This is a genomic window from Aeromonas sp. 19NY04SH05-1 (genome assembly GCF_040581895.1).
GTDB lineage: Bacteria > Pseudomonadota > Gammaproteobacteria > Enterobacterales > Aeromonadaceae > Aeromonas > Aeromonas enteropelogenes.
The window spans coordinates 2,792,913-2,817,754 of the sequence record NZ_CP095328.1 but is presented as its reverse complement, the minus strand read 5'-3'; the positions used below and the strand labels follow the sequence as shown (position 1 = coordinate 2,817,754).

Annotated in this window: 15 protein-coding genes and 1 pseudogene; 5 read left to right on the top strand and 11 right to left on the bottom strand. The window is 50.6% G+C overall.

From position 1 onward, the window contains the following. Window positions 1–529 precede the first annotated feature (529 nt). Window positions 530–1,270 carry a DUF3427 domain-containing protein gene (locus tag MRK42_RS12845; protein ID WP_354688277.1) on the top strand — a complete coding sequence of 247 codons (741 nt, stop codon included), beginning with the start codon at window positions 530–532 and terminating at the stop codon, window positions 1,268–1,270. Window positions 1,271–2,112: 842 nt separating this feature from the next. Here MRK42_RS12845 and MRK42_RS12840 read toward each other — a convergent pair. The 4 genes from MRK42_RS12840 to MRK42_RS12825 all read right to left on the bottom strand — a co-directional run bounded on the left by MRK42_RS12840 (window position 2,113) and on the right by MRK42_RS12825 (window position 8,249). Next, a complete protein-coding gene (locus MRK42_RS12840; protein WP_354688276.1) occupies window positions 2,113–5,001 on the bottom strand; it encodes a hypothetical protein in 2,889 nt (962 codons plus the stop codon). 60 nt (window positions 5,002–5,061) lie between these two features. Continuing rightward, window positions 5,062–5,517 (bottom strand): hypothetical protein, encoded by a 456-nt coding sequence (locus tag MRK42_RS12835; RefSeq protein ID WP_255912383.1) that lies wholly within the window; start codon window positions 5,515–5,517, stop codon window positions 5,062–5,064. A 353-nt stretch (window positions 5,518–5,870) separates the two neighbouring features. Next, window positions 5,871–7,034: a site-specific integrase gene (locus MRK42_RS12830; protein ID WP_270800295.1), complete on the bottom strand. Its 1,164-nt coding sequence runs from the start codon at window positions 7,032–7,034 to the stop codon at window positions 5,871–5,873. An 87-nt stretch (window positions 7,035–7,121) separates the two neighbouring features. Further along, on the bottom strand, window positions 7,122–8,249 hold the full coding sequence (locus MRK42_RS12825) for a hypothetical protein (protein ID WP_270800297.1): 1,128 nt from the start codon (window positions 8,247–8,249) through the stop codon (window positions 7,122–7,124). Between the two features lie 259 nt (window positions 8,250–8,508). Here MRK42_RS12825 and MRK42_RS12820 point away from each other — a divergent pair. Further along, window positions 8,509–8,727 (top strand): annotated as a pseudogene (locus MRK42_RS12820) (DUF6444 domain-containing protein); the annotation flags it as partial. Between the two features lie 116 nt (window positions 8,728–8,843). On the opposite strand, the gene MRK42_RS12815 reads toward MRK42_RS12820, so the two are convergent. The 5 genes from MRK42_RS12815 to MRK42_RS12795 form a co-directional block, all read right to left on the bottom strand. Then, window positions 8,844–9,440: a hypothetical protein gene (locus tag MRK42_RS12815; protein WP_270803033.1), complete on the bottom strand. Its 597-nt coding sequence runs from the start codon at window positions 9,438–9,440 to the stop codon at window positions 8,844–8,846. A 428-nt stretch (window positions 9,441–9,868) separates the two neighbouring features. Beyond that, window positions 9,869–11,311 carry a hypothetical protein gene (locus MRK42_RS12810; RefSeq protein WP_270803031.1) on the bottom strand — a complete coding sequence of 481 codons (1,443 nt, stop codon included), beginning with the start codon at window positions 11,309–11,311 and terminating at the stop codon, window positions 9,869–9,871. Window positions 11,312–11,472: 161 nt separating this feature from the next. After that, window positions 11,473–12,162, bottom strand: a complete 690-nt coding sequence (locus MRK42_RS12805) for a hypothetical protein (RefSeq protein WP_270803029.1) — start codon at window positions 12,160–12,162, stop codon at window positions 11,473–11,475. A gap of 12 nt (window positions 12,163–12,174) precedes the next feature. Next, on the bottom strand, window positions 12,175–12,843 hold the full coding sequence (locus MRK42_RS12800; RefSeq protein WP_270803027.1) for a TM2 domain-containing protein: 669 nt from the start codon (window positions 12,841–12,843) through the stop codon (window positions 12,175–12,177). A 126-nt stretch (window positions 12,844–12,969) separates the two neighbouring features. Then, complete coding sequence (locus MRK42_RS12795) at window positions 12,970–13,863, bottom strand: WYL domain-containing protein (RefSeq protein ID WP_182859717.1); 894 nt, start codon at window positions 13,861–13,863, stop codon at window positions 12,970–12,972. A 407-nt stretch (window positions 13,864–14,270) separates the two neighbouring features. Here MRK42_RS12795 and MRK42_RS12790 point away from each other — a divergent pair, with 407 nt between their 5' ends. From MRK42_RS12790 to MRK42_RS12780, 3 genes are all read left to right on the top strand, one after another. Beyond that, the gene (locus MRK42_RS12790; RefSeq protein WP_101617388.1) at window positions 14,271–19,583 is read left to right on the top strand and encodes a DUF4011 domain-containing protein; all 5,313 of its coding nucleotides are present in this window, start codon (window positions 14,271–14,273) and stop codon (window positions 19,581–19,583) included. A 323-nt stretch (window positions 19,584–19,906) separates the two neighbouring features. After that, window positions 19,907–20,656: a hypothetical protein gene (locus tag MRK42_RS12785; protein ID WP_042014310.1), complete on the top strand. Its 750-nt coding sequence runs from the start codon at window positions 19,907–19,909 to the stop codon at window positions 20,654–20,656. Then, window positions 20,644–22,377 (top strand): hypothetical protein, encoded by a 1,734-nt coding sequence (locus MRK42_RS12780; protein WP_354688275.1) that lies wholly within the window; start codon window positions 20,644–20,646, stop codon window positions 22,375–22,377. Before MRK42_RS12785 ends, MRK42_RS12780 begins: the two co-directional genes overlap by 13 nt. Before the next feature lie 195 nt (window positions 22,378–22,572). Here MRK42_RS12780 and MRK42_RS12775 read toward each other — a convergent pair whose 3' ends face one another. Both MRK42_RS12775 and MRK42_RS12770 read right to left on the bottom strand, forming a co-directional pair. Continuing rightward, on the bottom strand, window positions 22,573–23,148 hold the full coding sequence (locus MRK42_RS12775) for a hypothetical protein (RefSeq protein ID WP_025201459.1): 576 nt from the start codon (window positions 23,146–23,148) through the stop codon (window positions 22,573–22,575). 116 nt (window positions 23,149–23,264) lie between these two features. After that, window positions 23,265–24,764, bottom strand: a complete 1,500-nt coding sequence (locus MRK42_RS12770; protein ID WP_234915707.1) for a hypothetical protein — start codon at window positions 24,762–24,764, stop codon at window positions 23,265–23,267. Window positions 24,765–24,842 lie beyond the last annotated feature (78 nt).

The following is a 24,842-nucleotide window of genomic DNA, read 5'->3' as shown; positions in this document are numbered from 1 at the left end:
TCACTTAGTTCGCTGGGACTGGCTAAAGCCAGCCCCTTAGCTTAATCGTTAGGCAAGGAGAGTAATGATGGGTGACTGGGATCGAATGTTCGGTTGTGATGTCAGCGCAGAGTCTGTCATTGACAGCATCAACAGGGACTACTTCGCGGAGCAGAGGCGTGGGGAGCGAGAAGCCCGCGCATCCCGAAAGAAAATATTCAGCACCTTTCAGGAAGCTTCAAACTGGGCAAAGAGCAACCCTGGGAAGTCCTTCAAGAGATCCCCAGACGGGAATGGATTTACCGAAACATGAGACAGTGGATTCATAAAAAGGCATCCGTGATTTTCTGGATCACGCTTGTTATATACGTACTCATATGGCTAACAGTCTCTTATGTTGGCGTCTATGTTACGTATGTTGCAGGCCCAGTCTTGGTAGTCTCTGGCGCTATCGCTTGGCTGACATCCACCAGTGATGATGCCTAACAATTCATTCAAGCCGACGCCGCTTCGCGGCGCGGCTTAATTCCGGCGTGAGGCGAATTGTGCAATGTTTACGATAGGTTCAACGTACACACGGAACGATATCTACGAGATTCTCAGCCTCCCTGAGGATGAGCGTGGCGGTGACTGGCTGAACGGGTATCACCGGCATGGGGAGGATTACTATATCTTCTGCAATGTCGGAGTTCCCGGTCGTACCGGCCATGACTACGATAATCATTGGGAAGGCGAGAAGCTAATCTGGTATGGGAAAACTAAATCCCACTTTGGGCAGCAGACAATTAAAAACCTCATATCCGGTAGCTATCGAGTTTTCGTGTTCTATCGGAGCGAAGACCGAGCTTCTTTCTCATTCGCCGGTGTCGGACATCCGATACCCCACAGCGCGATCGAACGTCCCGCAAGAATTGATTGGGCATTTGGCTCTGAGGAGATCGAAGAGACTCCAATTTACACCGATGAGTATGTGCCTGGAGCCAAATACACTGAAGGCCAGAGAACGGAGGTTCTTGTAAACCGGTACGAACGGGATCGTCATGCTCGCGATGAATGTATCAGGCATCACGGCACTGCCTGCGCAGTTTGCGCAATCGACTTTGGCGAAAAATACGGTGAGCTCGGGAAGGGCTTCATCCACGTCCACCATATGGTGCCACTAAGCGAGATCGGAGAAGAATATGTGGTCGATCCAATCAAGGATCTCATCCCAGTTTGCCCAAACTGCCACGCCATGCTCCATCGTCGCAATCCGCCGTTGACCATTGATGATCTGCGAAAATTAGCCTAACAAATCACCGCAAGGACGTTTGACCCGTCGCCCATTTTGGCTGCCGCAAAAACGGTCGCCGCGTCAAACGATCCGAGCGATTCTTGCCCCTTACCGTCACACCGATAGCCGTTGGCTACCCCCCCAATGTGGACAAGCCTTTCCAGGCCGGGAACTGCTCGACTATCGCGCCCGCTGGCATGACACTGAGTTAGGTCAGGGGCTCCTGAACCAGAGACTCTACTTTTACCGGTTCTGAATGAATGGCCAGTACCTTGATAAAGATCCGTCGAGCGGCCATTCGCCCTGCTTCAGGCTTGCAACACCGTGTTTCGGCCTGCTTTTCCACATGGCGTAACGACCTCAGATAGATCATAACTTTACCCGCCTCGTGTATCGGTATCCCAAGCTGATAGGCAACATCGTAAAGATCGAAGAACTCACCATGCTGCACCCCCCATCTGGCAACCTTCAGGGCTGGCCATCTCCATTTGCTATGCATGAAATCCCACTTTGCTGGCTCATATGAGATTCAAGATAGTCGACACACCCGGAGCTAGTGAATTCATTCAATCCGATTCATGCTAACGCCGTGGCAAACAGGGGTGTGCCGCTGTTCTCAGACGTTAGGCTATAGCCACGAGAAGCGATTTTAAACATCCATCCAAGCGTTTTACCCTGTGTTGCTGCCATTCATGCCCATGGGTCACACTGACAGGCTATTGGGCGTCTAAAACGGCTCTGGAGGTGACTATTCAGGAGCGTATGTCATCACCACAGAGCCTGTAAAAAGAGAAGGGGAAGCAACTATTATGTTGCTTCCCCAATCGCCTTATTACACCAACCAGATATTGCTATAGCAATCAGTCGGTTATCACTTCATGACTCGGCGCATCCTGTGTTATTTGCGCCATCTCGGTCTTGGGGTTGTTCAACCGGCCTTGGAGCTGTTGCATGTCCTCGGGCTTGAACAGCGCCCCCAGATCTATCCCTGGACACTCTTGCAGGATCACCCGCACCAGGCGGACGGTGCGCGTCGTCACCGGCACACACTGCCCGACCAGTTTGGCGCGTTTGGCGGACTTGCAGTCATCCACGCTGGTTGGGCAGCCATTGATGGTCAGCCATTCGGCCAGCTCGCTGTAGCCCATTGTTTTCGTCATACCGAAAGCGGACTGGGTATAAGCACGCAGGAAAACCCGCTTTAGGATGCCAAGCGAACCTTCATCCGTCACACGCATTGGCAATCCTTTTATCGACGTCTTGCAGACGAAGTAATCCTCCCAGCTCTCCCAGTCATTGAGGGTCTTCAGGCAGTTCGTTCGCCGCCAGTTATCGAATACCACCCGTTGCTCCATAGCGGCTGCTACCGTCGGCCAGGGGCGTGTATCAAAGCAGATGTGTTCGGTGCCTAGCACGCTCTGCATTGATGGCAGCATGGGTTGCCGCTTGAAGTCGAACTCAAGATTCAGGGTCTTTGACCTGCTCACTGAGACGAGATCGTGTTCATTGATCCACATTTCAGCAGTAGAGATTAAATGATCGCTCTCGACTTTTTGGCCGGGGGTTCGATTCAGATACAGGTCAAGCATGTACGCCTGATGCAGCTCCTTAGAGCAGGGGGGCTTAACCCCAGCCTTGGCCAGGATCTGGGGCTGACCCTCAACGCCTTCGGGGGTAAGTTGACCACGAGTCTTCATCGCGATGACCTGTTTAACCTGATGTTTTTGCTCCAGCATCCGAAAACCAGGGCCATCCAGTCGCTCGCCCAGTTCCTGAAAGCGGCGGCATATCGGGCCCGTCAGCACAAGTTCGTCATAGGTTGCATCGGTGAGGAAGCCATCCGTCGTGACGCTCACCACGGTTCGGTGAGCGGGGATGGAGGCCAAGACTTCCCCGAGTACGGCACGGATCAGACCGGTTGTATGCGCGGCAAAGAATGCGTTGGTGATGACGGAGCGCTCAATGGGCTTGCTCAACCCACTAGATGTATCGAAGGCTGACTTGCCCCTCAGACCTTGCGCCAGCTTGCCATAGAGAGAGTTACCGATTTCTTTCCAAAGCAGCTCTTCGAATGACTTCTTCGCATACGATTGACGTTTTTCCCGAACCTGCGAGACAAAGGGCTCAAACAGGCGCTGTGTCGTATCTGCCCAAGGGATGATAAAACCTTGATGTATCTCAATTTGGCAACCCATGCGGAGTGCGACCTCGATCTCTGGTGCGGTACAGAAAGATTCACCAGTGAGGGGAAACAGCAGGCCAATTTCAGTACGCACCGGTAGACTGGGATAACGAGTCCCGTCTGGAAATCTTAATTTAACGCGAGCAAGACCAAAGACATGACCACAGAAGTCGGCTGTGTTCGTGGTCATTCGCCCTCGCTCATAATCAAGGGGTAAAAGGTCAACGAGCCCTGTGGTATAGGCTCCGCTGAGGTCAAAATCGTTGAAGAGCGATAGTGGGGTCGGGCCACCCCAAAAGCATTCATTCCGTCCACCGTGGTAGCAATCGATGGCAAGACTCTCGAATAGCTTTGCTTCAGGGGCCATTTCCCGGGCCTTCTTGGTCACAGGTCTGGATGCATTCTTGTTCCATCCAGTTTGCACCACCTCATGAGTTCCAAATAGCTGATCCCGGTCTTGGCCCGTTTCGCGCAGATGTTTCAGGAACACCGATGTGGCGCAGCCTCCAATCGTCTTTGGCAGGGATGAAAGCCCCAGTGTCTTAGCGAATGCATGGAGTTGTAGGCCATATTTGACTGCAATTTCGGCATCGCGCAGGGCATAAGCTTCAAAGGCTGCCTTGTTGCTGGCAAGTAGTTCATCCATGCGATCAATAGAGTGACCCGCAGGGAGAGACAATTTGGGTAAGCCAATGAGTTCACCAACGGCTGCAAGGCCCGCACCACCAGGGGTGTGTAACATAGTATCGACAAAGGTGATCAAGGTTCTTTGTGCTTTACGCTGCTTGTCTCGCAAAATCAGCGGGGCAGGTTTGGCTTGACGGTGCAAGACGTTCTCAAGATCGATGCCATAGGCATTGTTTACTGACGCCACTGTTCGGCGAATGCCATTAACCTGAGTTTTGAACTGCCAGAAGTCGCCAAACGAGGCAAGGTCTGCCCGCAGGAAATGGGCATACACAAAGACATGTTTCGGCCACTCCGTGAGTAACCCTTTTTCCTTACATACCACTACGATGTGGCCGAGGAATTTATCGAAACTCAGGCGATCAGATATCCGATTGGATGCGGGGTAAATGATGTCTGAATGTTCTCCTTTCTCTGTCATAGCAAAGAACTGGTAGGAGAGAATGTCGTTACGCTTTGTCGCGGGATTGTAAACGTACTCGCTGTCTATGCCGATATGGAGCCTAGCCCCTTTGGCCGGGGTTACTGTCTCTCCCGGTTTGAGATAATGCTGAGTGCGTAACCGCAGTGCCTTGTTGGTAGAATTCTCCTGCACGGGTAGCAGGTAATCAGGTATGTCGGGGTCTCCCGCAATCACATCAGAACTCAGGCCATCTATCATCCAGTCAGGAAGGCGTGAGGGAGCATTCATGTACTGGCAGGGGTCGAGTGCGCTTTCAATCGCGAGCGCCAATGCACTCTGGTGTTGCTCGTCGTTGAGCATGCCGTAGTCATCGGGAAGGGGGCTGTTATTAAGCTCCGGCAGCAGGTCGGTATCTGCGTAGGAAAAGTTCACCGCCGTGTCTCCAGCATTATGTGTAGGTTGTTCTTGTCTTTTCATGCGTGTTGGCTCGTAAAAAAAAGGGCCTCCTTGGAGACCCTTTATTGAAAAGGAATACGGTTAGGCGCTTAGCTGGCGTTCGATAGCCTCCATGTCCGCATCAAGTTCTTCTTTAGAGTCGCATGCAACCCACAGGGGCTTGGTGTCTGGCAACAGAAGGGAAATACTTATCCAGACATTGGCGTCTTTTACGATCGGGGTGCAACCGGCAATCAGGTCTGTTGCGACCAGTAACTTCTTGGTTCGGATGAACTTGCGCTTCTTTTGCTTGAGCACGAGACTAGAGACCTCTTTGAAGCGCTCCTCGATTTCTTGACGGTCACTGCTCCTGTACATAATGGCCGGGTATGAGTTGCTGTCGGACCATGCCATCAGCGCATGTGGCTGGTCGGGATCATTGAGCTGCATGTGTGCAACGCGACTGATCGTGCCGAGGTTCGTCAAACCATCGTTCACTTTGATGAATGCACCTACGATTTGATAGGCAGCGGTGTGTTGAGTGTTATTTGTGCTCATGAGAGCCTCCTGTAGTTAGGGTTGTTAATTTTGGTTTTGCAGTTGTTTACGTTCCCACTTCTCCACTTCACTGAGTGGGAACCGGGTTTGCCGCCCGATGGTGACAAATGCGGGTAGTGTCTCGGGTGCGATGATCATTTGCTTGTCCAGCCAGCTTTTTGAGATGCGCCACCGCAGCGCTAACTCGCTTCGTGTCAACATATGTACACCGTCCATCACTACCTCTCGTTTGCCTGTTCGTGCGACTGGATTGCAGTATTCAGAAGTTGACCCCCCAAAGCATTGACAACACATGCATTGCGGAATTTTGTGTGTTTTGGTTTCTAATGGGTCTTAATGATGTTCCGCGCAACTCAACTGCAACACGCTGTGGGCAGTGGTATGTCTTCAGAGAGCCATTGCTGTTGAGTGGCATTGATATGAGGGAGTAAGTGGGTCGTGGTGCGTTGCTGATATCGCATCGCCATCTGTAGTGATGAGTGGTTCAGGGCCTGTGCAACCATGGCAATGTCACCCGTCTGTAGCATCAGTTCCGTGGCAAAGGTTCGGCGGAGATCATGAATGCAAAGGTCACTGATCCCTGCTGTAGCACAAATCCGCTGAAAGGCATGCCGTGGGTAGCTCATGTACCCTGAAGAGGATTGGGAGGAGGGGAAAAGAAACCTCTGTTTGTTGACCAGTAATTGCTGTGTTTCGATGAGCCTGATGGCATGAGACGTCAGGGCCACTTGGTGAGGTAATCCATTCTTGGTCGTAGGCAGGATCAGGTAAGCCTCATCGAGGTGCAAGTGGGCTTGTTCTATGGAGCACACCTCCCCAATTCGCATCCCTGTGTAGAGAGACAGTAATAGCGACCGACTTGCTTCCGAGTTTTGGGCATAACATGCATCGATAAAACGTGACCGTTCATCAAGGCTCAGGATCCGCTTGCGTTCATTATTTTCCTTGAGTTGCCGTAACCCATTCATCGGTGAGACAGAGAGGTATCCGTGCTCCACGGCCAAGGTCAGCATCCTCGACAGGGCAGACAAGATCTTGTTCACAGTGGCAGGCTTGAGGTGTTCAGCAAGTCGCCTTTGGAAGGCCACAATGGTTTGGCGATCCAGTGTTTTTAGACGACGGCTTCCAAACTCTGGCAGAATGTGTTTTCTGACCTTGGACAGCTCTGACTGCGTATTGCGCTTATGCAGCTGCAGATCGTCGAGGTAGGCGGTTTCAAAGATCTCTTGGAGGGTTTTGTTTTGCCCCAGGGGATACGTATTGCGGGCAAGTTTATGGAGCCTCGCATGTACCTCATCCCTGGCCTCTTGTATGGAGATCTGCGGATAGGGGCCAATGGTCTCGAAGACCCGTTTGTAACGATGGGTTGTGTCGAAGACGAAAGACGTAGATAGAGCGTACCGGTACACGTATAGCTGCCTTACGTCAGCATCACGATATACCTGCTGCTTGCCATTGGCTGGCGGTGGTAGGGTCTCAAGTGCTCGTTTTGTCAGTTTCAGATTAGTAATGGACATAGGTCCTCCTTCAGAAAAAGGAGGATGCTAGGTCATTGGGGTGGTTACATCATTGACATCACATGCATTCAGGAAATGCTATTTTTGTTAAGTAGCATTCTCATTATTTGTCGGCTCAGACAGGAGCGGTCCATCTTTTCCGATAATCTTATTAAGGGTGCGTAGCATCACTCTTTTTTCATGCTTGGTTGCAAGGCTTTCTAGTTTCGGTCTAGTAGATGGGTCGATTAGTGGGGCACCATGACAAGTAAAAACATCATCACAAATGCTTATCAAAACAAGTAATAGGTTGTTTATAGTGTATGTAAAGGGCTTCCCCGGCGTACTGTATAGTGCGGAGACGTGATCCCAATTTCTTTCCAAATAATATATGACTAACTTGATGTATAGGTTTCTTGTGATGGTTCGAACGGCACTGTTGGGTATTTTTGTTCCATGGAATCGCTCGTTCCTCATGTTTGAAATTGCATATGCATCAGGGGATTTAATCCGCGACCTGTGGTCTTGAAGTTTCCCAACATCGGCGATTTTTGTCAGAACCTGGAAAGCTGCGATGCTAAAAACCGTTCCTATAAACCCGGCTTTATCAATTGCGTAGGCAGTGGAAGTGTTTACATCTATCTTAGCTAGCACACGAATCGCATGCTCAATAAACAGTCCTCGAGCAAAGTGCGCTTTTATTTTCATTCTCTTTGTTTGATCACTTTTAATTTTAATATATGAGGGAATGTCTACTCTATCTAAGAGTGATATCAGCAGGGTGGAAAGGTTTGTTGCGTATTCGGTGAGTTCATTATGCTCAGGATAATAATAGGCATCCGTTGTTGATTTATAAACTTGGTCGCACTTTTCAAACTCATCTAATAGTGCAACGTACAAGCGTTTAGTTTCTCCAGTTAAACTTTCTCTTACGTCAGTTTTTCCAAAAAGGCTTAAGCAAAAAGAAATTAAATTTTCGAGAGTTTTTGCCTGCACATTAGTCTTTTTAACACTTTCGGCATGAAGGTAGTGCAGGTATTTACTAAGTAGCTCTAAGTTGTAGTATTGTTCTAGACGAGAAGTTTTACTTTTAGAGTAAATATATATGGACTGCTTTTTTAACGTAACGTTATCGCCAGTGACGTCAAATACGAGATCAGGTGAATAATCAGGGTGATTTTCAAGAACATATGCGATATCTGGGTCGTTATCATCAATTAGATATTTGTGCTGCATAAAAAATCCTAAGGTGAGAATAACAGCTTCTAATAGTATTTTTCCTGATTATCCATGATCCTCAAATCGCTGCAAGAGCTGGTATAGCATTGAAGGGTAAGCAGCTACCATGACGTTGCTTCCTAAATCATCCCTCAGGACATCCACCTAGTTCGTAAGCGTTCACCGAGACCGCGTTGACACAACAAAAAGTGGGACGATCGTCTCTTGATCCCACTTACCTGCTTGCTTGATCCCGTCCGTCAGGCACGCTGCATCTATGAGCAAAATCACCATACCTCCATCAGGCGTACCATCCACCCAGGAGCAGGCCAACGAACTGATTGGCAAGCTCCTCGATAGTGTTGCCGAACTGGAGGATCGCCTCAAACAGAACAGTGGCAACTCTTCCAAGCCGCCTTCAAGCGATGGTCCTGAGGTTGTTCCGCCTGTTCGCAAGCGGCCTGCTTCCGGCAAGAAGCGCGGAGCCCAACCCGGCCTCTTTTGACTCAAATTCCACGATGGACCGAATCTTCAAGCGCTTGATTATCTAGGCCCACCAGTACGGTGGGCTTCTTCGTTGGTCTCTCCAACCAGAGGGATAGCAAATCGAGTTTACGTGGGATTGAAGATTAGGAAACGTTTTATTGCTTTTAAAATCGTCGGCCCATAATTAAGTAATATTTCCATAACTCCTCGCGCGTTGAACAACGAGATAGCACCCCAAGAACTCTGACCAACACCTATATTCGAAAAATCAGCATGTTTTTTAAAATCAAAATCTTTTAACGCTGTTTTATACGATGCATTGTTATGCTTGAAAAAATATGAATAAAGCTTTTCGTTAACTGGCTTAGCAAACCGAATTTCTTGTTTGTTAATATGAGGAAAAACACCTTCACCAAAACGCGCCAGCAGTGTTCCGCCGACAACAGCTCCGCGCAGGCTGCTTGATGTCGCGTACAGCGTAGAGACAACGGCAATAATTGCGCAAATGGTCTCCTTGTCCCGCACGATAGAGGTATCCATCGCTAATTGGATGCTTTCTTGCAAGGTTCGTTTGCTGGTTTTCCCTAGCTTCTCTTGAACCCAGTCATCGATAGACTGAGTGGCTGTTAACAACTCCTCTCGATACTCAGGATTATCCGCTATTTTGCTGAGGGCATTTTCTGCCATATCAACAAATATCATCACGAGCGGTATTTCGACCATAGCTTTTCCATCTCTATCAAAAGCCCACACTCACCATACTATGTAGTAAAAACCATAAAGAGAACAAGTGTTTGGTATGTCATCGTGTGGAATGGGCTGCATTGAAGAGCAAGCAACTGCGGTGGGTTGCCATGACGTTGTTTCCTAAATCATCCCTCAGTGCCCTGGATCAGTACACTATGTATCCCCAATGGCGCTGTTACACCTATTACTTCTTCGTCAATAAATCAGATGGTTACGTACAATTGGCAATACGCATTTCACGCGTGTTGCGCAGGATTATGGATTTTCATATGGGCGATTGAAGCTGGATCAGGAGATGCGGCTCGGCCATTAGTCAGGATCGTTCCGTTTTAGCTAAGCGGTGCGAAAAAGAGGCCAGAGCCGACCGGCCCTGACCTCTGTGTTTTCTGCTCTATGGTGCCGGATTACTGACAGGCTCCCCAGGTTATGCCATCCGTGCCACATTCCAGGCTATGAGTGCCGTCCGCATAGGTTGTCTGCTTCTTGTAGAGGCCGTCGCTGTCGTAACTGGTTCTGATGGTATTGCCATTTTCACTGGCCGTCATGCTTTTGACCCAGCTAGCCGCATCAGGATCTTGGGATGGTTCGTCATACGGATAGGGGAGGGCTTCAAGAGCAGCAGAGAGCTCACCCATACTCAGGGTGGATAGCTGCCCTTCCAGACCTACCCAGTCGTTCAGGAAGCTGAATGCGCCCGCCTGCCGGTTATAGATGAACTGGGTGACGTAACTCAGATCATTGGCGTCATAGCTGATAGTGGCGTAACGGTGGGTGATCGCTGCCGCCATATCGTCAGGAGCACAGTCGTTGAAGCTCTCTGCCGATGCTTCGGCCAGATTCACCAGTGTGTACGTCTTGGCGTTTGAGCGGGCCGAGAGGGTTTCCTTGATGTCACAGCTATAGGGGGTGTTGTCCCCATGGCGCGACTCAAAGTCGTAGCGGGTTGTGTAGGTGTAGTTATTGCCTGTCACTTGGCGCTCTTCACCGTAGATGATGGTCTTGATAATTTGCGCGAAATCATCGCTCACCTTCACCAGCTCGGTGCTGCTCTGGGCTGCCCCTTGCAACTGGATTTCACGATACCAAGCGTCCGGATAGGCATTGTTGTGATCGCGACTATCCCCCTTGTGGTAATCGACATAGACAAACTTGGCGTCCGGGTTCTCCCGTTTCAAGGTTTCTGTCTCGGTAAAAGACTGCTGCAAGCCGCGCACGATCTCCTGGGCCAGCGTGGCTGTCTCGCTATCACCGCTGGCGATGAAGTCCGCATACAGCGTCTGCTCAGAGATGTTGTAGTGACTGACAACACGGCTGACGGCCTGTTTCATCGAGGCGATCAACTGTTCCTGCTTTTGCCGGTTCGCCATGACGGTCTGGCAAGTTGTCTGCGATTGGGCTGCCAGCTCACTTTCCACACTGCTCCAGAGCACCGTGGTCAACGGTGTCACATGGTAGGCATCATCTTTGGTGATAGGGGCAAAGGTGGGGGGAAGGACCATTTGATAGGCTTCTGTCACCGGGCCAAGATCCAGGTCCACGGCATCCACCGGTACATCGACCACCAAGGGGGCGTATTGAGCGCAGGTTTGCAGGTCTACCGGCAGCTCTAACCGATAATCACCGGCATCATTGGTGGTTGTCTTGGGTTCACCATCATCCCACTGACGGTTGAAATTGAGATCGAGATAGACGGTCGCGCCTTGAATGTATCCATCAATCGCCTTTCCTGACATCGCCAAGGAGGCACTCGGTGGGGTTGGACTATCCGTGTTTCCACCGTCGCTACCACCACCGCCACAGCCTGACAAAGTAGCCATCAACATCATGGCCAAGGGGGTTTTCTTCATTGTTAGTTTCCCGTTTATTATTGGTATGCGATAACGCCCAGAGCATGGTCCGTTATCATCGTGATAATTTTATCTCGGTGTACGGCTATAAAATGTTGATTAGCCTCTGATTTATGAGTTTCTATTCACCGAACTTTTCGTTTTATTTTGGCTTCAGTGCATCAAGGTGCAGACAGTTCTGTCTCGCACACGATGACTTCGCACTCTGATGGATCGGGGAAGTCTCCGCCTTCATCGGTGATATATATCTTGTCGGCATGAACGCGGTAGTTACCCGCCGGTGTCAGCAGTGGGTTTTCATACATGCCCTGATAATCGACAGAGACAGAGGTCGCACCATGGGATCTCAATGTGACGCGCCCGTTGGGGGCGATAGTGATGGATTGTTGAGTCCCATTTTCACCCCCGAAGTTGAAATAGCGGGTTCCCGTGAACGGTAGGTCTGCTGCTTGCTGCTGTGGATCCCCGGTATGGTCAGAGCCTCTGGCGCTCTGGCACATTTTCTCTAGCAGCAGAACCAGCATTCCCTCCGGCTGTGGTCGCCCGTTAATCTCCAGCGCCTCCACAGAAAAACCATCGTCTTGCATCCAGACCTGCACCATGGCCCGTGCGGGCTGACTGGCATAGGTGATGGTGCCGCTGACATTCACCAACTTCCGACCATCAGCAGCTTTCCCGCCGGTCCACTCGGGATCTTCGAAGAAGCTGTTGACCATCTTCTCGACGGAGATGTTCGGGCACATCTCCAGCTCGCTTTCCTTGAGGGTTGCCACATCCAGCAGGCTGAGCAAACCGGCCTGAGCACCCGTCGAGCAGAGCATCAGTAAACCGACTGCAGTTTTTATGTTCATACAAGGCGCTCCTCACCACACCCATGAAAACGCGGATATGGGGCGGTAGTTATAGCGACGATCAAACTCCTCCTGTGTCAGGCACAAAACACGGATGAACTCGATCACGGACAAGATCAGGGGAAGGCCGGTGGTGCAGAGCGCTAGGTAGATAAGCCCCCAGCCCCAGTTCCCGGTGTAGAACTTATGCAGACCAATGCCGCCGCCCAAGAATGCGAACACAGCGGTGAGCCCCTTGCGCTTGCCACGGTGCGCAACGGCGTTTGCGCCGTTTAGCGGTGCCTGCGGGGGAGTGGTCGCGGCAGAGGGTTGCTGAGACGATGCCTCCCCCTCTTTAATCGGCCATGCCGCGATATCGATAGGCTTCAGCATTTCATCCGTGATTGCCCTGGCTTTCTTCTTTGCGGCACCGAAGGTATCGATGGCATCGACAAATGAGCCATTGAGGGTGAGCTGGATGGTCTCATCGCCTTGGGAAGCGAAATTCACGGTGATACGCATACCGAATGGGTTAAAGCCATATTTCCATGCGGCTTCGAGCCTGCCTTGGGTGCGCTCGATGGTTTTTAACGTGCCGCCCTGGGCTTGCAAATGGGCGGCGACATGATCGAAGAGTTGCTCATAGGGACTGTTGGTGCAAAGAGTGTTGTCGGACACTTTTTGCAGACTAATGGCGTTCATGCATTACTCCTTGGATATCGACTGCGGGATGGTTGACGACAATGTGAAACAGCGGCGACAGGTGGTGTCGCGGCATGTCAGGCGCTGTCGCCAGATGTATAAACTGGGATCTTTGTCACAAATGGGTCAGGGCGGAGCCTGACTCATCAGGGTCAATAAATGGCGTAAATCACGGACGATCTGCTCATGGATAAATCCGGGCGAGATCACAGTGAGCCCCGGCATCCAGGACTTGATGACGGGCAGAATTTGATTGGCATCGAGCACGCGACTGCTCAATAACAGCGCACCGTCATCCAGGGTTTTGACAATCTCCTGCTCGGGCAGCAACGGGCGATGCTGAAAGTTGATGGCGATGGAGGCATTGGCCTTGAGCAGCACCTCAATCATGCCGGAGCGCCAGAGCGTCGGGTCGGTATCGATCTGTCGTTGAATGAGCGCATCACGGGTAAAAGTCTGTTGTGATAGCTCAACCAGCGCGATGGAGCTCAACGGATAGGCTTGCAACCTTCCCTCGCTGACGCCGGCCAAGTACCAGGTGCCCTTGTAGTTGACGAGCTGATAGGGGCTAAACAGTTGCTTGCGCTGGTCTTTGGTGATGAGCCAGCATTGCAGATGCTGGGTCAGTGCCCTTTCTAATACCGGTATCTGGTGAATGAGTGAGTCGGCTGATTGACCATCGAACCCCTTGATGGCGAAGAGGCTTGGGGTGCCTCTCTCCAGTAGCTGACCCAGACGATGTTCACTGGCGCGGGGGAACAAGTCGGTGATACCCAACTGCTCGGCCAGCTTTCGCAGTTTTCTGTCATTCTTGTGATTGAGGAATCCAGGATCCAGCCAGTATTGCTGGCTGCGGTGTTCTATCGGTAGATAACTGAGGCGTTGATTGAAATCCCGCTGCAGGGTGCGCACGGTGACGTTGTACTCGGTGGCCAGATCACTCAGGTGCAGCTTCTCACCGCTGTACAGGCGGGTGAGGAGCATACCGAGGCGTTGAGCAATCTTGTCGTGTTCGTGCATACCATCAAGCAAGGGGAATAACCGTGTCGCGGATTATCCAAACAGACCGCGACACGGCGTGACGAATTGGCTGGCAGGCAGTTTTTCGCAAAACCCATCATCGGCGATGGGCTTTTGTCATCAGGTGAGGGGTTTTGTTATCAACCGGCGAGAAGCGGTTGAGCGGGCAACGATGGTCGTTTGTGTTCAGGAGGAACTAAATCCACTATGTATGTTTTTTAACCACCCGGTGAGCCACAGCGCACAATAAGAAAGATGTGTTAATTTAGATTGTCTATACAACGGGTTGTCCGTTATGGTAGACCCCACAACCATTCCCTTTCTTTATGGAGGGTTTTTGTGTTTGTTTGGTAACACGGTTTCGAGTGATATGGTTTGTCTCTGATTGCGATATAAGGAAATAGTGAATGAGTGATACATCCGAGAATCTACCAAATGAAGGTGTTGTGGTTAATACGGAGGTGCAGTCCTCAGACACTTTATTTAGTAATTCATTTGAGATTTCAATTGAAGCGGCAAAGATAGTAAATTACGCCGCAGCTCAAAATAATATCCCACTAATTCAGCGTTTAATTATCCGCAACAAAAGCGAACAGTCGTTCAGACAGGTGGATTTTCAGATAAGTGTCAATCCGGCATTTTTTGAACCCAAGCGTTTCACCTTTGATATCTTCGGTGCTGAAGAGTCTCGAACCTTCAACTCAGTTCAACTAAAACTCTCGCTAAACCACGACTATCTATTCGATTTGGATGAGGCTGAGTCCGGTAATATCATAATTACCGTGTCTAAAGAAGGCGAAGAAGCTTTGGTTCACAACGAACCGATCCGTGTATTAGCTCGTAACGAGTGGGGAGCAACACTGGGTTTACCAGAGCTATTGGCTGCACATGTTCAACCCACGCCTATAGAAGTTGATCGCATACTGTCAGCCGCATCTTCTTTGCTTAAGTCATCCACAGGCTTGAGCATGAATGGATATCAGAGTAAAAACCGTGAGCATGTCTGGAAACAGGTAAATGCAATTTACCAAACTCTAGCAAACATGGGGTTCCATTACGCACCGCCACCTGCCTCTTTCGAACGAACAGGACAGAAAATTCGGACTACTGCCCAGATCCTCGATGGTAAAATGATGACCTGTCTGGATTCCAGCGTACTTTTGGCGGCTTGTCTGGAACAAGCGGGTTTGAACCCGGTAATTTTGGTCAAGGAAGGCCATGCTTGGGTTGGGGTCTGGTTAGTTGATTCGTATTTTTCCAACCCGGTAGAAGACTGTGCTCAAGATGTGAGAAAGAGAATTGCTTCCGGAGAATTTCTCACGCTTGAGACCACTGTGATTCCTCAGGCTGCTTCTATGAAAAAGGCTATTGCCGATGCAGCAAATTATCTGGAAGAAGCCCAGGAGCACACTTTTGAATACGCGATTGACATCAAGCGGGCTCGCCAGAATCACATTCGCCCGATGCGTGCTATTGCTGCGCTAGGCAAAGGCACTGTCGACTATGGTGAGAATTTTTCACCAGCGGGACCAATTATTGAAGATGTCCCAGAATTGCCGCCATTAGATCCAGGAGTCATAACCACCGAAAACGTAGTGACTGACAACACTCCGGAAGGTCGTATGGCAAACTGGAAGTCCAAACTACTAGATCTGACTTTACGAAATCGTCTACTGAATTTCAAACCCAGCAAAAAATTCCTAAAAGTAGTGACTCATGATGCGGGGGATCTTGAAGACGCATTGGCAGCAGGTGGTGAATTCAAGCTCGTAGCCAAACGTTCAATGGCTGACATGGGCGACCCCCGAAGTGAGGAAGAATTTAAAGCCGAATACGGCATGACCTCGGCTGAGCAATATGCTAAATCGGCCCTACCAAAAAAAGAAATCTGTTTTGATGTAGAAAAAGAAAAACTGCAGGACTACGCCACTGTTATATTCCGTGAGGCTAAAAATTCCTTAGATGAGACCGGGTCCAACAGCCTATATATTGCGTTGGGTACTTTATGCTGGAAAGAAACCCCAGAAGCCGAGACTGTATTGAAGGCGCCAATTCTCCTAGTTCCAGTGAAATTGAAGCGCGGTGCGGTAGGCTCCGGCATCCGATTAGAACGTTTGGATGAGGAAACAATTTTTAACCCCACACTCTTACAAAAGCTGGCAATAACATTTGACATCTCTTTACCGTATCTCGACGGGCAACTTCCCAATGATGATTCCGGTGTAGACGTAGACAAGATTTTTGCGACATTAAGGAAGAAAGTTGAGGACCTGAAAGGTTTTGAAGTCATCGAGGACTCTTATCTTGGATTGTATTCTTTTGCTAAGTACCTCATGTGGAGAGATTTATCCAAAAACTCTCAGGATTTACTCAAAAATAAGGTGGTAGACCATTTGGTTAACCATCACGGTGAAAATTTTCAGGATGACACAAAAGCGATCAGGCCTGAGGATTTGGATCGCGACTTCTCACCTCAATCTTTGTACACACCATTGTTGGCTGACTCGTCTCAATTGGCTGTCATCTGCACAGCCGAAAAGGGTCGAAACATGGTCGTTGAGGGACCGCCAGGAACGGGCAAGTCTCAGACTATTACCAACCTTATATCTCATTTCCTGGCCAATGGTAAGACTGTGCTCTTTGTAGCTGAGAAAATGGCTGCGTTGGAGGTAGTACACAACCGATTAACAGACATTGGGTTGGCTGAGTTCTGCCTAGAGCTGCATTCGACTAAAGCGAAGAAATCAGAGATTTCCAAGCAGTTTGTGCAGGTGCTCGAATGCGCGGACAACAAACTCGTTGCTGATTGGGAGTACGAGGCAGAGCGGTTGGCTGCGCTGAGAAACGAACTGAATGCCTTGGTTAGGGTGTTACATCAGACACATAGAAACGGTTTGACAGTGTACGAAGCTATGGGCTGGACGTTAGTGAGCGGCAAAGAACCAGCTCGCTTTGATTGGACTGACCCAGAGACACATGACTACAAGGAAAAATGCAGTCTGGAAGATTTTGTGGGTGATTTGGCAGCGTTGGCTACACGCCTTTCCAAAATATCGACTCACCCGCTCAATGAAGTAAAGAAGACAACTTGGACTCCTACTTGGCAGGACAGCCTATTGCAAACGGCTAAGCAATCCGTTGAGCAAGTGAGCGATATCGAGGCCAGCTTGCAGGATTTCTCCGCGCTCGTAAAAATCGAGGCTAATCAAGCGAGCTTGGATCAGTTGCAGTCCATTGATGAACTTGCCGCTGCTTTACTTAATGTTTCACAGGTGCCAATGGAGTCAGCTAGTCAAGCGTTCAGCACGCAAGAACGTAAGAAATTGGGCGAACTTATCCGGCATGGCGAGCAGCGTACCGCCCTATGGTCATTTTTCAAGAATTACGACGCGGAACTAAAAACTCTAAAAGCCGCGCCGTTAAAACTTCAATGGAGAGCGGCATCCCAAGATTGGTGGCCCAAGAAATGGTTTACTAAGCGGAAGGTTTCTAATCAGATTAGACTTTTTAGCCTTGATAAGTCGCGCGTTGCTGATGAGGAGATGGACGCGTTCCTTGATAATCTGGCCAAATTAAATGTAGAGGATCAGTACCTTCACGAAAATGCTGCAATCGGGTTAAGTTGCTTAGGAGCCGTTTTTAAGGCCGAGAATACCGACTGGAGTGAGGCGGCAGCCTACCTTCGCTGGATGGATGATCTGGCTTTATCTGTGCAAAAAGCCTTTGACGCACAGATAGAGCAGTTAGACGCCGCTCGAAGTTCGCTTCGAGTGCTGCTTTCTGATCAAAATGAGTCCTTTAGACCAGGTGGGCGGCTCTATAACGTGGCCCAGGCTTACAGGAATTCATATTCGGAGTTCATAGCGCTGTTTACCAGCCTTAGGGAGCTCACTGGTAATAGCGAATTTTTGGGGGGCTCGGCCAAAGTGGGCTTACTGGGTTGCATACGTTCAATGAATGCTCAGTGGCAGTCACATAAACAGGAAATCCAACCATGGTGTGTCTGGAATGACTCCCGTGCGAAGGCTTTGTTACTTGGATTGCAGGGCTTGATTGAGCAGGTCGAGCAAGGTGCAGTAGATCTTGCTGATCTTAAAGAACATTTTGTGGTGTCTTATGCTAGCTGGTGGCTAAAGTGCATTTTGGATAGAGAGCCGTTGCTCGCGAACTTTTCTGGTGCATCACAAGCCCATAAAATTGCAGAGTTCCAAAAGGCTGATGAGCGTTTCCAGAAACTCACCGTCCAGTATGTACAGGCCAAGTTGCGCGGCAAGATTCCAACTGGGTCAGAATTGACGGGTGACTTGAAAGGGGAAATAGGGTTTTTGCGCCATGAAGCGCAGAAGCAGAAGATGCATCGTCCGATAAGAGAGGTACTTAAAAAATCCTCCGCAGTGCTGCCACGCTTAAAACCCTGTTTACTGATGTCACCTCAGTCCGTTGCACAGTATCTAGACACGAGCACTCAGATGTTCGATGTAGTTATATTTGATGAAGCCTCGCAGATACCGACGTGGGACGCTGTTGGTGCAATATCACGCGGTAAGCAATTGATTTGTGTTGGTGATCCTAAACAGCTACCTCCGACCAACTTCTTTAGTGCTTCGGATGCCTCTGGAAACTTTGATGATGAAAGTCTCATCGAGATGGAATCTATTCTGGATGAATGTTTGTCCTGTGGCATGCCGTTGTCTCGGTTGGCTTGGCACTATCGTTCACGTAACGAAGGGTTGATTACATTCAGTAACCACCAGTATTACGGGTCGGATTTAGTTACTTTCCCAAGTCCCGTGGAAACGGATAACTCTGTGGAGTTTGTTGATTCGAAAGGGATATATGAGCCCGGCAAGTCGCGCACAAACAAAATTGAAGCTGCCAAGATCGTTGATGAGATCGAGCAGCACTATCTCTCAGGTGCTGGTAAGAAGTTCTCCATTGGAGTCATTACCTTTAACTCTACTCAACAGGCTCTGATAGAGAAACTAATGGATCAGCGGCGCCTTGCGAATCGGCAACTGGATGAGGCTATTGCACAGGCTGGCTCAGAAGAACTCTTCATCAAGAATTTGGAGAATGTTCAGGGTGATGAGCGTGACATCATCTTGTTCTCAATTACCTTTGCTAAGGATGCAAGTGGAAAGTTGAGTATGAATTTCGGTCCAATGAACAAGGAAGGGGGCCATCGCCGCCTTAACGTGGCTGTTACCCGTGCTCGACACAAAGTCAAGATATTCTCAAGCCTACGGCCAGAGGACATTGATCTATCGCGCACTAATGCCAGGGGGGTGGCAGATCTAAAAGCCTATCTGGACTTCGCTTTGCATGGCGCCCGTGTTTTGACTGAACAAGCCATACCAACTGGGCGGGAACCTGACAGTCCTTTTGAATATCAGGTCATTGACGCTTTGCGTAACCGTGGGTGGCGTGTTGTGCCACAAGTTGGTGTATCCGGTTATCGAATCGATCTGGCTGTAGTCAATCCTCATGCTCCAGGAAAATTTTTGCTGGGAGTAGAGTGCGATGGCGCTACTTATCATTCCGCACCGAGTGCTCGTGATCGAGATCGCTTGCGCCAAATGGTGCTTGAAGGTTTAGGCTGGAATATTCACCGTATTTGGTCGACTGACTGGTGGTTTAACCGAGAGATCCCCCTGAAAGCGCTTCTAGCACGGCTAGACGTATTGGAAGAGCAGGCGCGTCTTGAAGTACAACCGGGTTAAATGAAATTCTCTGGTGGGGGTATATACAGGGTTATGTGTATATCCCCAATAGCGTTGTTACACCTATCGATGATTTGCATATAAATCAAATGGTTACGCACCATAAGAAATGCACATTGCTCATGGTTTGCGTCGGATAGTGCATTTCTCGCCTTGGGTAATTGAAGTTCACTCAGGAGTGAATCAGGGCCATAACCCTCCAGTCATCGCTTCATGGTAAGGCTGAAAAGTGTTTAGTGAACTTGGGGTGATTCAGCCATTTTTTCTTGGTGGGCTTGGATAGGTTGTTGTTGCTCCTGGAGCAGCACTGAAGGGAGTGAGTAGTGAAGAAAGCAACGTTACCCGCCATCGTCGTCACCGGTCTCTTAATGACCGGGTGCTCGACACAAGGCAACGCCGTAATACCTATCGTTGGGCCGCTGGCCAGTTTCGCGAGTTATGAGTCCGTAGGGTCGTTCGCTCTCAGTGGGGATCGCCCCTACCTCGGGAAGGTTCGTCGCAACAGATTAGATGGCACCTATGACATCACCACGGCGTACATGACCATCGGCGATCTCATCCGGGGGATGACCGGATTCAGCTCGCTCGAAAACTTTATCGACACATCTGCACGGACGGGGCTTGTCGTCGTGCGCGGGACCAGCGCCAACTGCCCCACAGCGCAATGGGCTGTGTGGTACGACGACCGCCAAACCGTAATCCACCCGTTCCCAGGATGCCAGCCGTACACCAAGAACACCGTAACCCGTAATGGGCAATACATCATGTTTGAAGACCCTGCAGGGAAAAGCGACTCGCTTTACGCATTCGACGTGCGCCAGGCCAAATTTGCTGAATACCGATACCAGCGGCCAGTGGCAACCCCTACCGAAACAAAGACAGCTCGCCAGAGCTCGCCAGCGCGTCCCAAGCAGACGGCAACGGCATCACGCAAACGCACCCCGGCAGCCAAGACCAGACCGGCCACCAGCACCCCTGCGGTCATTCGCCAGGCAACCTATCAGCCTGGCACCATTGAGATTAAGAAGGTCTCCAGCCAGACCACCCAGGAAGTGGTGACATGGGAGCAATAACATCGCGCTTTAAGGCGCTGCTTGGCACAAAACTGTTTTGGCTCACCCTGCTCTATCTGTTGTGCGAATTGGCGTTCAGTGCAAGCCTGCTGGAGCTATGCAGCCGGGAGGCAACCCTGGATGAGATCAACCAGCTCGAAAACGTCGGGCGGCTGCTGACGGGGGTGGCCATCTCGCTGCTGTTCATCGGGATGTTCATCGACAAACAGCACATACGACCCTCCCGTCGGATCCTTTGGTCGTTCGGGCTGGTACTCTTGTTCACGGGTCTGAACCATAAAGCGCAGGACGCGTTCATCGACCATCGGATTCAGACCGAGTTTGGTACCGCTGAAGCGAGAAAAGGCGCCTTTTTGCTGACCCTGGCGGGCCGTAGCCTCTCGAATGGCACCCTGAACTTACGCAGCATCCATACCCCGGAGGTGCTGGAGCACAAGTCATCCGTAATGGCATTCGTTGCCATCTTCCCGGCATTGGCGTTCAACTACCCCAATGTCCAGGACGAGATGACCCTGCTGCTGAAAAAGGCGATCTCCATCAGCGTGACCAAGCCCTGCGACGCCCTCGATGATCGGACCAAATGCCTGGGGTCTCCAGCCCAGTTCAACAATGACACTTGGCCCCAGATCGTTCGGGGGGTGGAAGAACGCTATATGGAATATACCCGCGCCTATAACAAGGCCGTTGTAAGGACTAGCCCGGAGGCATTGAAGCAAGCAGCCACAGACGCTTGGGATGACTATCTGTTCCAGCTAAAACGTGCGGGGTTTACTAACCTGTTCACCAAACACGCCCGCCCTTACCAGGTCCCGTCCTCTAAATTTGCCCAGGTACGTCAAAAGGTGCGCGAGGCTGGGGTGCCAGTGCCGAATAACTGGCGCCCTACCGATCGCAAGACTTTCGAGGCTGTGGTGCGGCAGAAAGCCTATCGTGACACCTGGAAGGCTCTGGGCGACTCGATGGGGATCAGCAATCCCAGTCGCTACGTGACAATCGAATCGTTCATGCTGCTCAAACCGGTACAGGCCGCGGTGCGCGAGCAGCTGGGAGTAGACGGAATTAGGCGGATCCCGCTTGTGACGGAGTTTGCTGACATCGAGCGCCAGGTGTACCGCCCAATAGCAAACAGCATCATCGCCAGGCTACAAGCGCAGGTGGATTCGTCCACCGCTCGATTCGTGGGGCCGGGACCGCTGGCTGAGAAGGCCGATTCCGCGGTCAAGACCCTGGTAGTTGTTCCGCTGGCCCTGCTGTTGTCGCTGCTCGGGGGGGTTGGCCACATGATGAAGCTCACCACCTTGATCTCCCGCAGTTTGCTCGATGAGCAGAGCAAGGCTCGCACCTTGAAAGCCATGACCGCAGCTATAGCCCTGGTCTCAACGGGGGTGTCGGCTCTGTATTATGCAGCTAATCCCCTGGTCGAAGCCAAGGCATATCAGACCTTCTCCGCGGCAACTACCCTCAATAGCGGCAGAGCATTTTCGCTGGGGTTGGAGTTCATCATCCGGTTACAGGAGTTCGTCTACCCGGTTAACGCCGTTCTGCTCCAGCATTGTTATGTGATTATCCCCCTGGTTGGCTCCCTGGCGCTGTTATGTCTGTATCATTGCGCCGAGCCAAAGCGCACAATGCGAGAGGTTCAGGTCAACGTGGCCGCGCTTCAGAAACAATTACAGGCGGCGTTAAGCAATGAATCTCAACGAAAACGAAATGCAGCCTAGGTATCGCAATGATAACTTTCAAAGTCATTTTGTAGTGGTCAACTAAATCCGGACACATAGTTAAGCCGCTTTTCGGCTTCTGCTGGCGGTATCCCATCATTGTGTTGGTGTGGATCCGCCAGAAGAGTGTGAGAAGCAATATTCCGAACGGCTCAAAAGTGTCTAGCGAAGCCGGGGCGATTCAGAAGCAGCATTTTACTTAAGGATCTCGCGCATTCCCGCGTTGAGCTGGCGGCCACCGTTCTCTGCATCACGGTCTTGCATCAATTTGATCGAGACCTCGTTGGCACCAATGGTGTAGGTTGCGCTGTAATTACCACACATGCTGTCGGTTACACATTCAAAAAACGGTACCGATTTATCCTTCACTGTGCGGATGATCACTGGCTTGACTTTCAAGGTATTGGTCGCCTGACTGACTAATTCCTCAAAGTCTGCCTTAGCCTGTCTGACAGAAGCAACGGAGTCGTCTTGGTACGATGCCTGGGTACCGCCGAAGGAGAACACTTTATGTTGGTAGACTGCATAGTAATACTCACCCGTAGTTGGTCGTCCTAAGAATCCCTCGCCTGCCTTGGGTTTGCCGCGAAATTCTTCATCAATGTCACTGCGCCAGTCGTAGCGTATCAGACCATCGTTGACCGCTTGGAGCGTGGTGATGGGTAGGCCGACAGTCAGGGTTTTAAAGCCCGTATTTGCGGCAATGGCGGGTGAGGCAATGAGACTGACGGCACAGGTCAAAGCAGAGAGCAGCGGGGTTTTATGTGGCATGGTGACTCCTCATGTAGAGAGTTGGTTGATGTGGGGTGAATCGCCACCAGTGATGTAGACACTTCCCAGCTGTAACGGGTTGCGATTCACTCTCGGTTTGCTAGCAATAATGTCAGTTACGCCTTGGCCTGACGCCACTTAGTTAGCCATCGATACTGTTCGGGATGAATGCGCAACAGTTCTGCGATAACTGCTTCACGCTTATCGGCTGTCATCCGGGTAAGAAGCGACCTGACATCCGACATAATGCTGTCACGGCCAGCGCCTCTGGCTTCCGCCTTGCAATACCACTCATGTCCCTCACTAATGTTGCCAAGCTCGATACAGACTGCACCAAGTAGTGTGCAGGGGCGAAAGTTGTTGGGTTGAAGGCGGTGAGCTTCAGCGCCCATGTTCAATGCTGCAGTATGTTCGCCACGGTCACGCATCGCACCACCATGCGTGGTGAGAATGGCAGATTTCAGCTTTGGCTGACCCTGCCTCTTGGCTGGGATGGCACTCAGCAGCGCAATCGCCTCATTCGATGCTGCGCATTTACGCAAGTGTCCGCTGGCATTGACTGCACTCCATGGGTTCTTGCTGTTGCGGTACTCCGCTAGCCAGTGATCCGCTTCGAGTCGGTTGTAGGTATGCAGAATCTCTTTTGTCTCGAACTCACGGCCATTGCTCTTGAGCCAGATGGTTTCAGTCTCCAGTAGCCGTGTACCTGCATCCAGCTTGAGAAGGATTGCCATGAGCTGTTTGAGGTGATGTGATTCGACATATCCAGTTACACCATACTTCTCCCTGAGTGCTTGGTTCTTCATCCGTGCGATGTACTTGGGGTCACTCTCACGCTGAATCCGCTCAGCCTCAAGTCGCACACTTCGGGCTTTCTGCTCGGCTTTATAACGTTCTTCATCTACAGCCTTCTGAACGGCGATCTCGCGTTGTTTCTGTTGTGCAAGCTTGTTTCGTTGCTCCTGTTCCGCTTTCCCGTTTTTGTCGAACTGCTCTTGGGATAGCTCACCGGTCAAGAAGCGCAGCAAGGCATTCAACCCCCTGTTCAAGAGAAATTGTCTGTTTGCTGCTGATATCGTCGCGCCTTGTCCGGCAGCGACAAGGAGGCTGTGCAACCTGGCACCGCCCGTGATCGCACTGGTGATATCATCCACCCAGAATTGTTTGGCCAGTTCATGCGGGGGGAGGGACACAGAATTCTGGCCATCGGCCAGACCATTTTTGATCCGGAATTTCTGCAGGTAATCCCAAGTGGGATTTTGACTAGTCTTCTCTATATTAGGTTTGTCGTCTTGCTGAGCAGCCAAGGGCTTCGTGATTGAAGGTTGGTAGCGATGCACAATCTTTCGGCCCTTATAGTAAAGAGATTTAGAACGGCGCAGCTCTTGTTCTACCGCAGATTGGCGTCTGAACTCAGGGAGAGTCATATCGCCGTTGATAAAACCCCTCAAGGCGTTGAGATCGTAGCTGGCTAGAATGTCATAGCGGGGCGAAGTCAGAGGCTCATTTCTGAATATGGCTACGAGCAAACTATGGAGGTTATCGCCTATCGATAGGGCAGCAGGAATGTCATCGACACCGTAATAAGTTGCGAGATCCATAGGCGAGATAGACATCGAGCACACTCCTTGTGCAAAAAAAGAATTAGTACAATAGCGCCGCTGGCTTTTTTCCCGCAATGGGTTACTTCAATT

Excerpts from the sequence above, each read along its gene's own strand:
- MRK42_RS12845 (WP_354688277.1), top strand. The coding sequence starts at position 530 with ATGTTTACGATAGGTTCAACGTACACACGGAACGATATCTACGAGATT.
- MRK42_RS12840 (WP_354688276.1), bottom strand. The coding sequence starts at position 5,001 with ATGAAAAGACAAGAACAACCTACACATAATGCTGGAGACACGGCGGTG.
- MRK42_RS12835 (WP_255912383.1), bottom strand. The coding sequence starts at position 5,517 with ATGAGCACAAATAACACTCAACACACCGCTGCCTATCAAATCGTAGGT.
- MRK42_RS12830 (WP_270800295.1), bottom strand. The coding sequence starts at position 7,034 with ATGTCCATTACTAATCTGAAACTGACAAAACGAGCACTTGAGACCCTA.
- MRK42_RS12825 (WP_270800297.1), bottom strand. The coding sequence starts at position 8,249 with ATGCAGCACAAATATCTAATTGATGATAACGACCCAGATATCGCATAT.
- MRK42_RS12815 (WP_270803033.1), bottom strand. The coding sequence starts at position 9,440 with ATGGTCGAAATACCGCTCGTGATGATATTTGTTGATATGGCAGAAAAT.
- MRK42_RS12810 (WP_270803031.1), bottom strand. The coding sequence starts at position 11,311 with ATGAAGAAAACCCCCTTGGCCATGATGTTGATGGCTACTTTGTCAGGC.
- MRK42_RS12805 (WP_270803029.1), bottom strand. The coding sequence starts at position 12,162 with ATGAACATAAAAACTGCAGTCGGTTTACTGATGCTCTGCTCGACGGGT.
- MRK42_RS12800 (WP_270803027.1), bottom strand. The coding sequence starts at position 12,843 with ATGAACGCCATTAGTCTGCAAAAAGTGTCCGACAACACTCTTTGCACC.
- MRK42_RS12795 (WP_182859717.1), bottom strand. The coding sequence starts at position 13,863 with ATGCACGAACACGACAAGATTGCTCAACGCCTCGGTATGCTCCTCACC.
- MRK42_RS12790 (WP_101617388.1), top strand. The coding sequence starts at position 14,271 with ATGAGTGATACATCCGAGAATCTACCAAATGAAGGTGTTGTGGTTAAT.
- MRK42_RS12780 (WP_354688275.1), top strand. The coding sequence starts at position 20,644 with ATGGGAGCAATAACATCGCGCTTTAAGGCGCTGCTTGGCACAAAACTG.
- MRK42_RS12775 (WP_025201459.1), bottom strand. The coding sequence starts at position 23,148 with ATGCCACATAAAACCCCGCTGCTCTCTGCTTTGACCTGTGCCGTCAGT.
- MRK42_RS12770 (WP_234915707.1), bottom strand. The coding sequence starts at position 24,764 with ATGTCTATCTCGCCTATGGATCTCGCAACTTATTACGGTGTCGATGAC.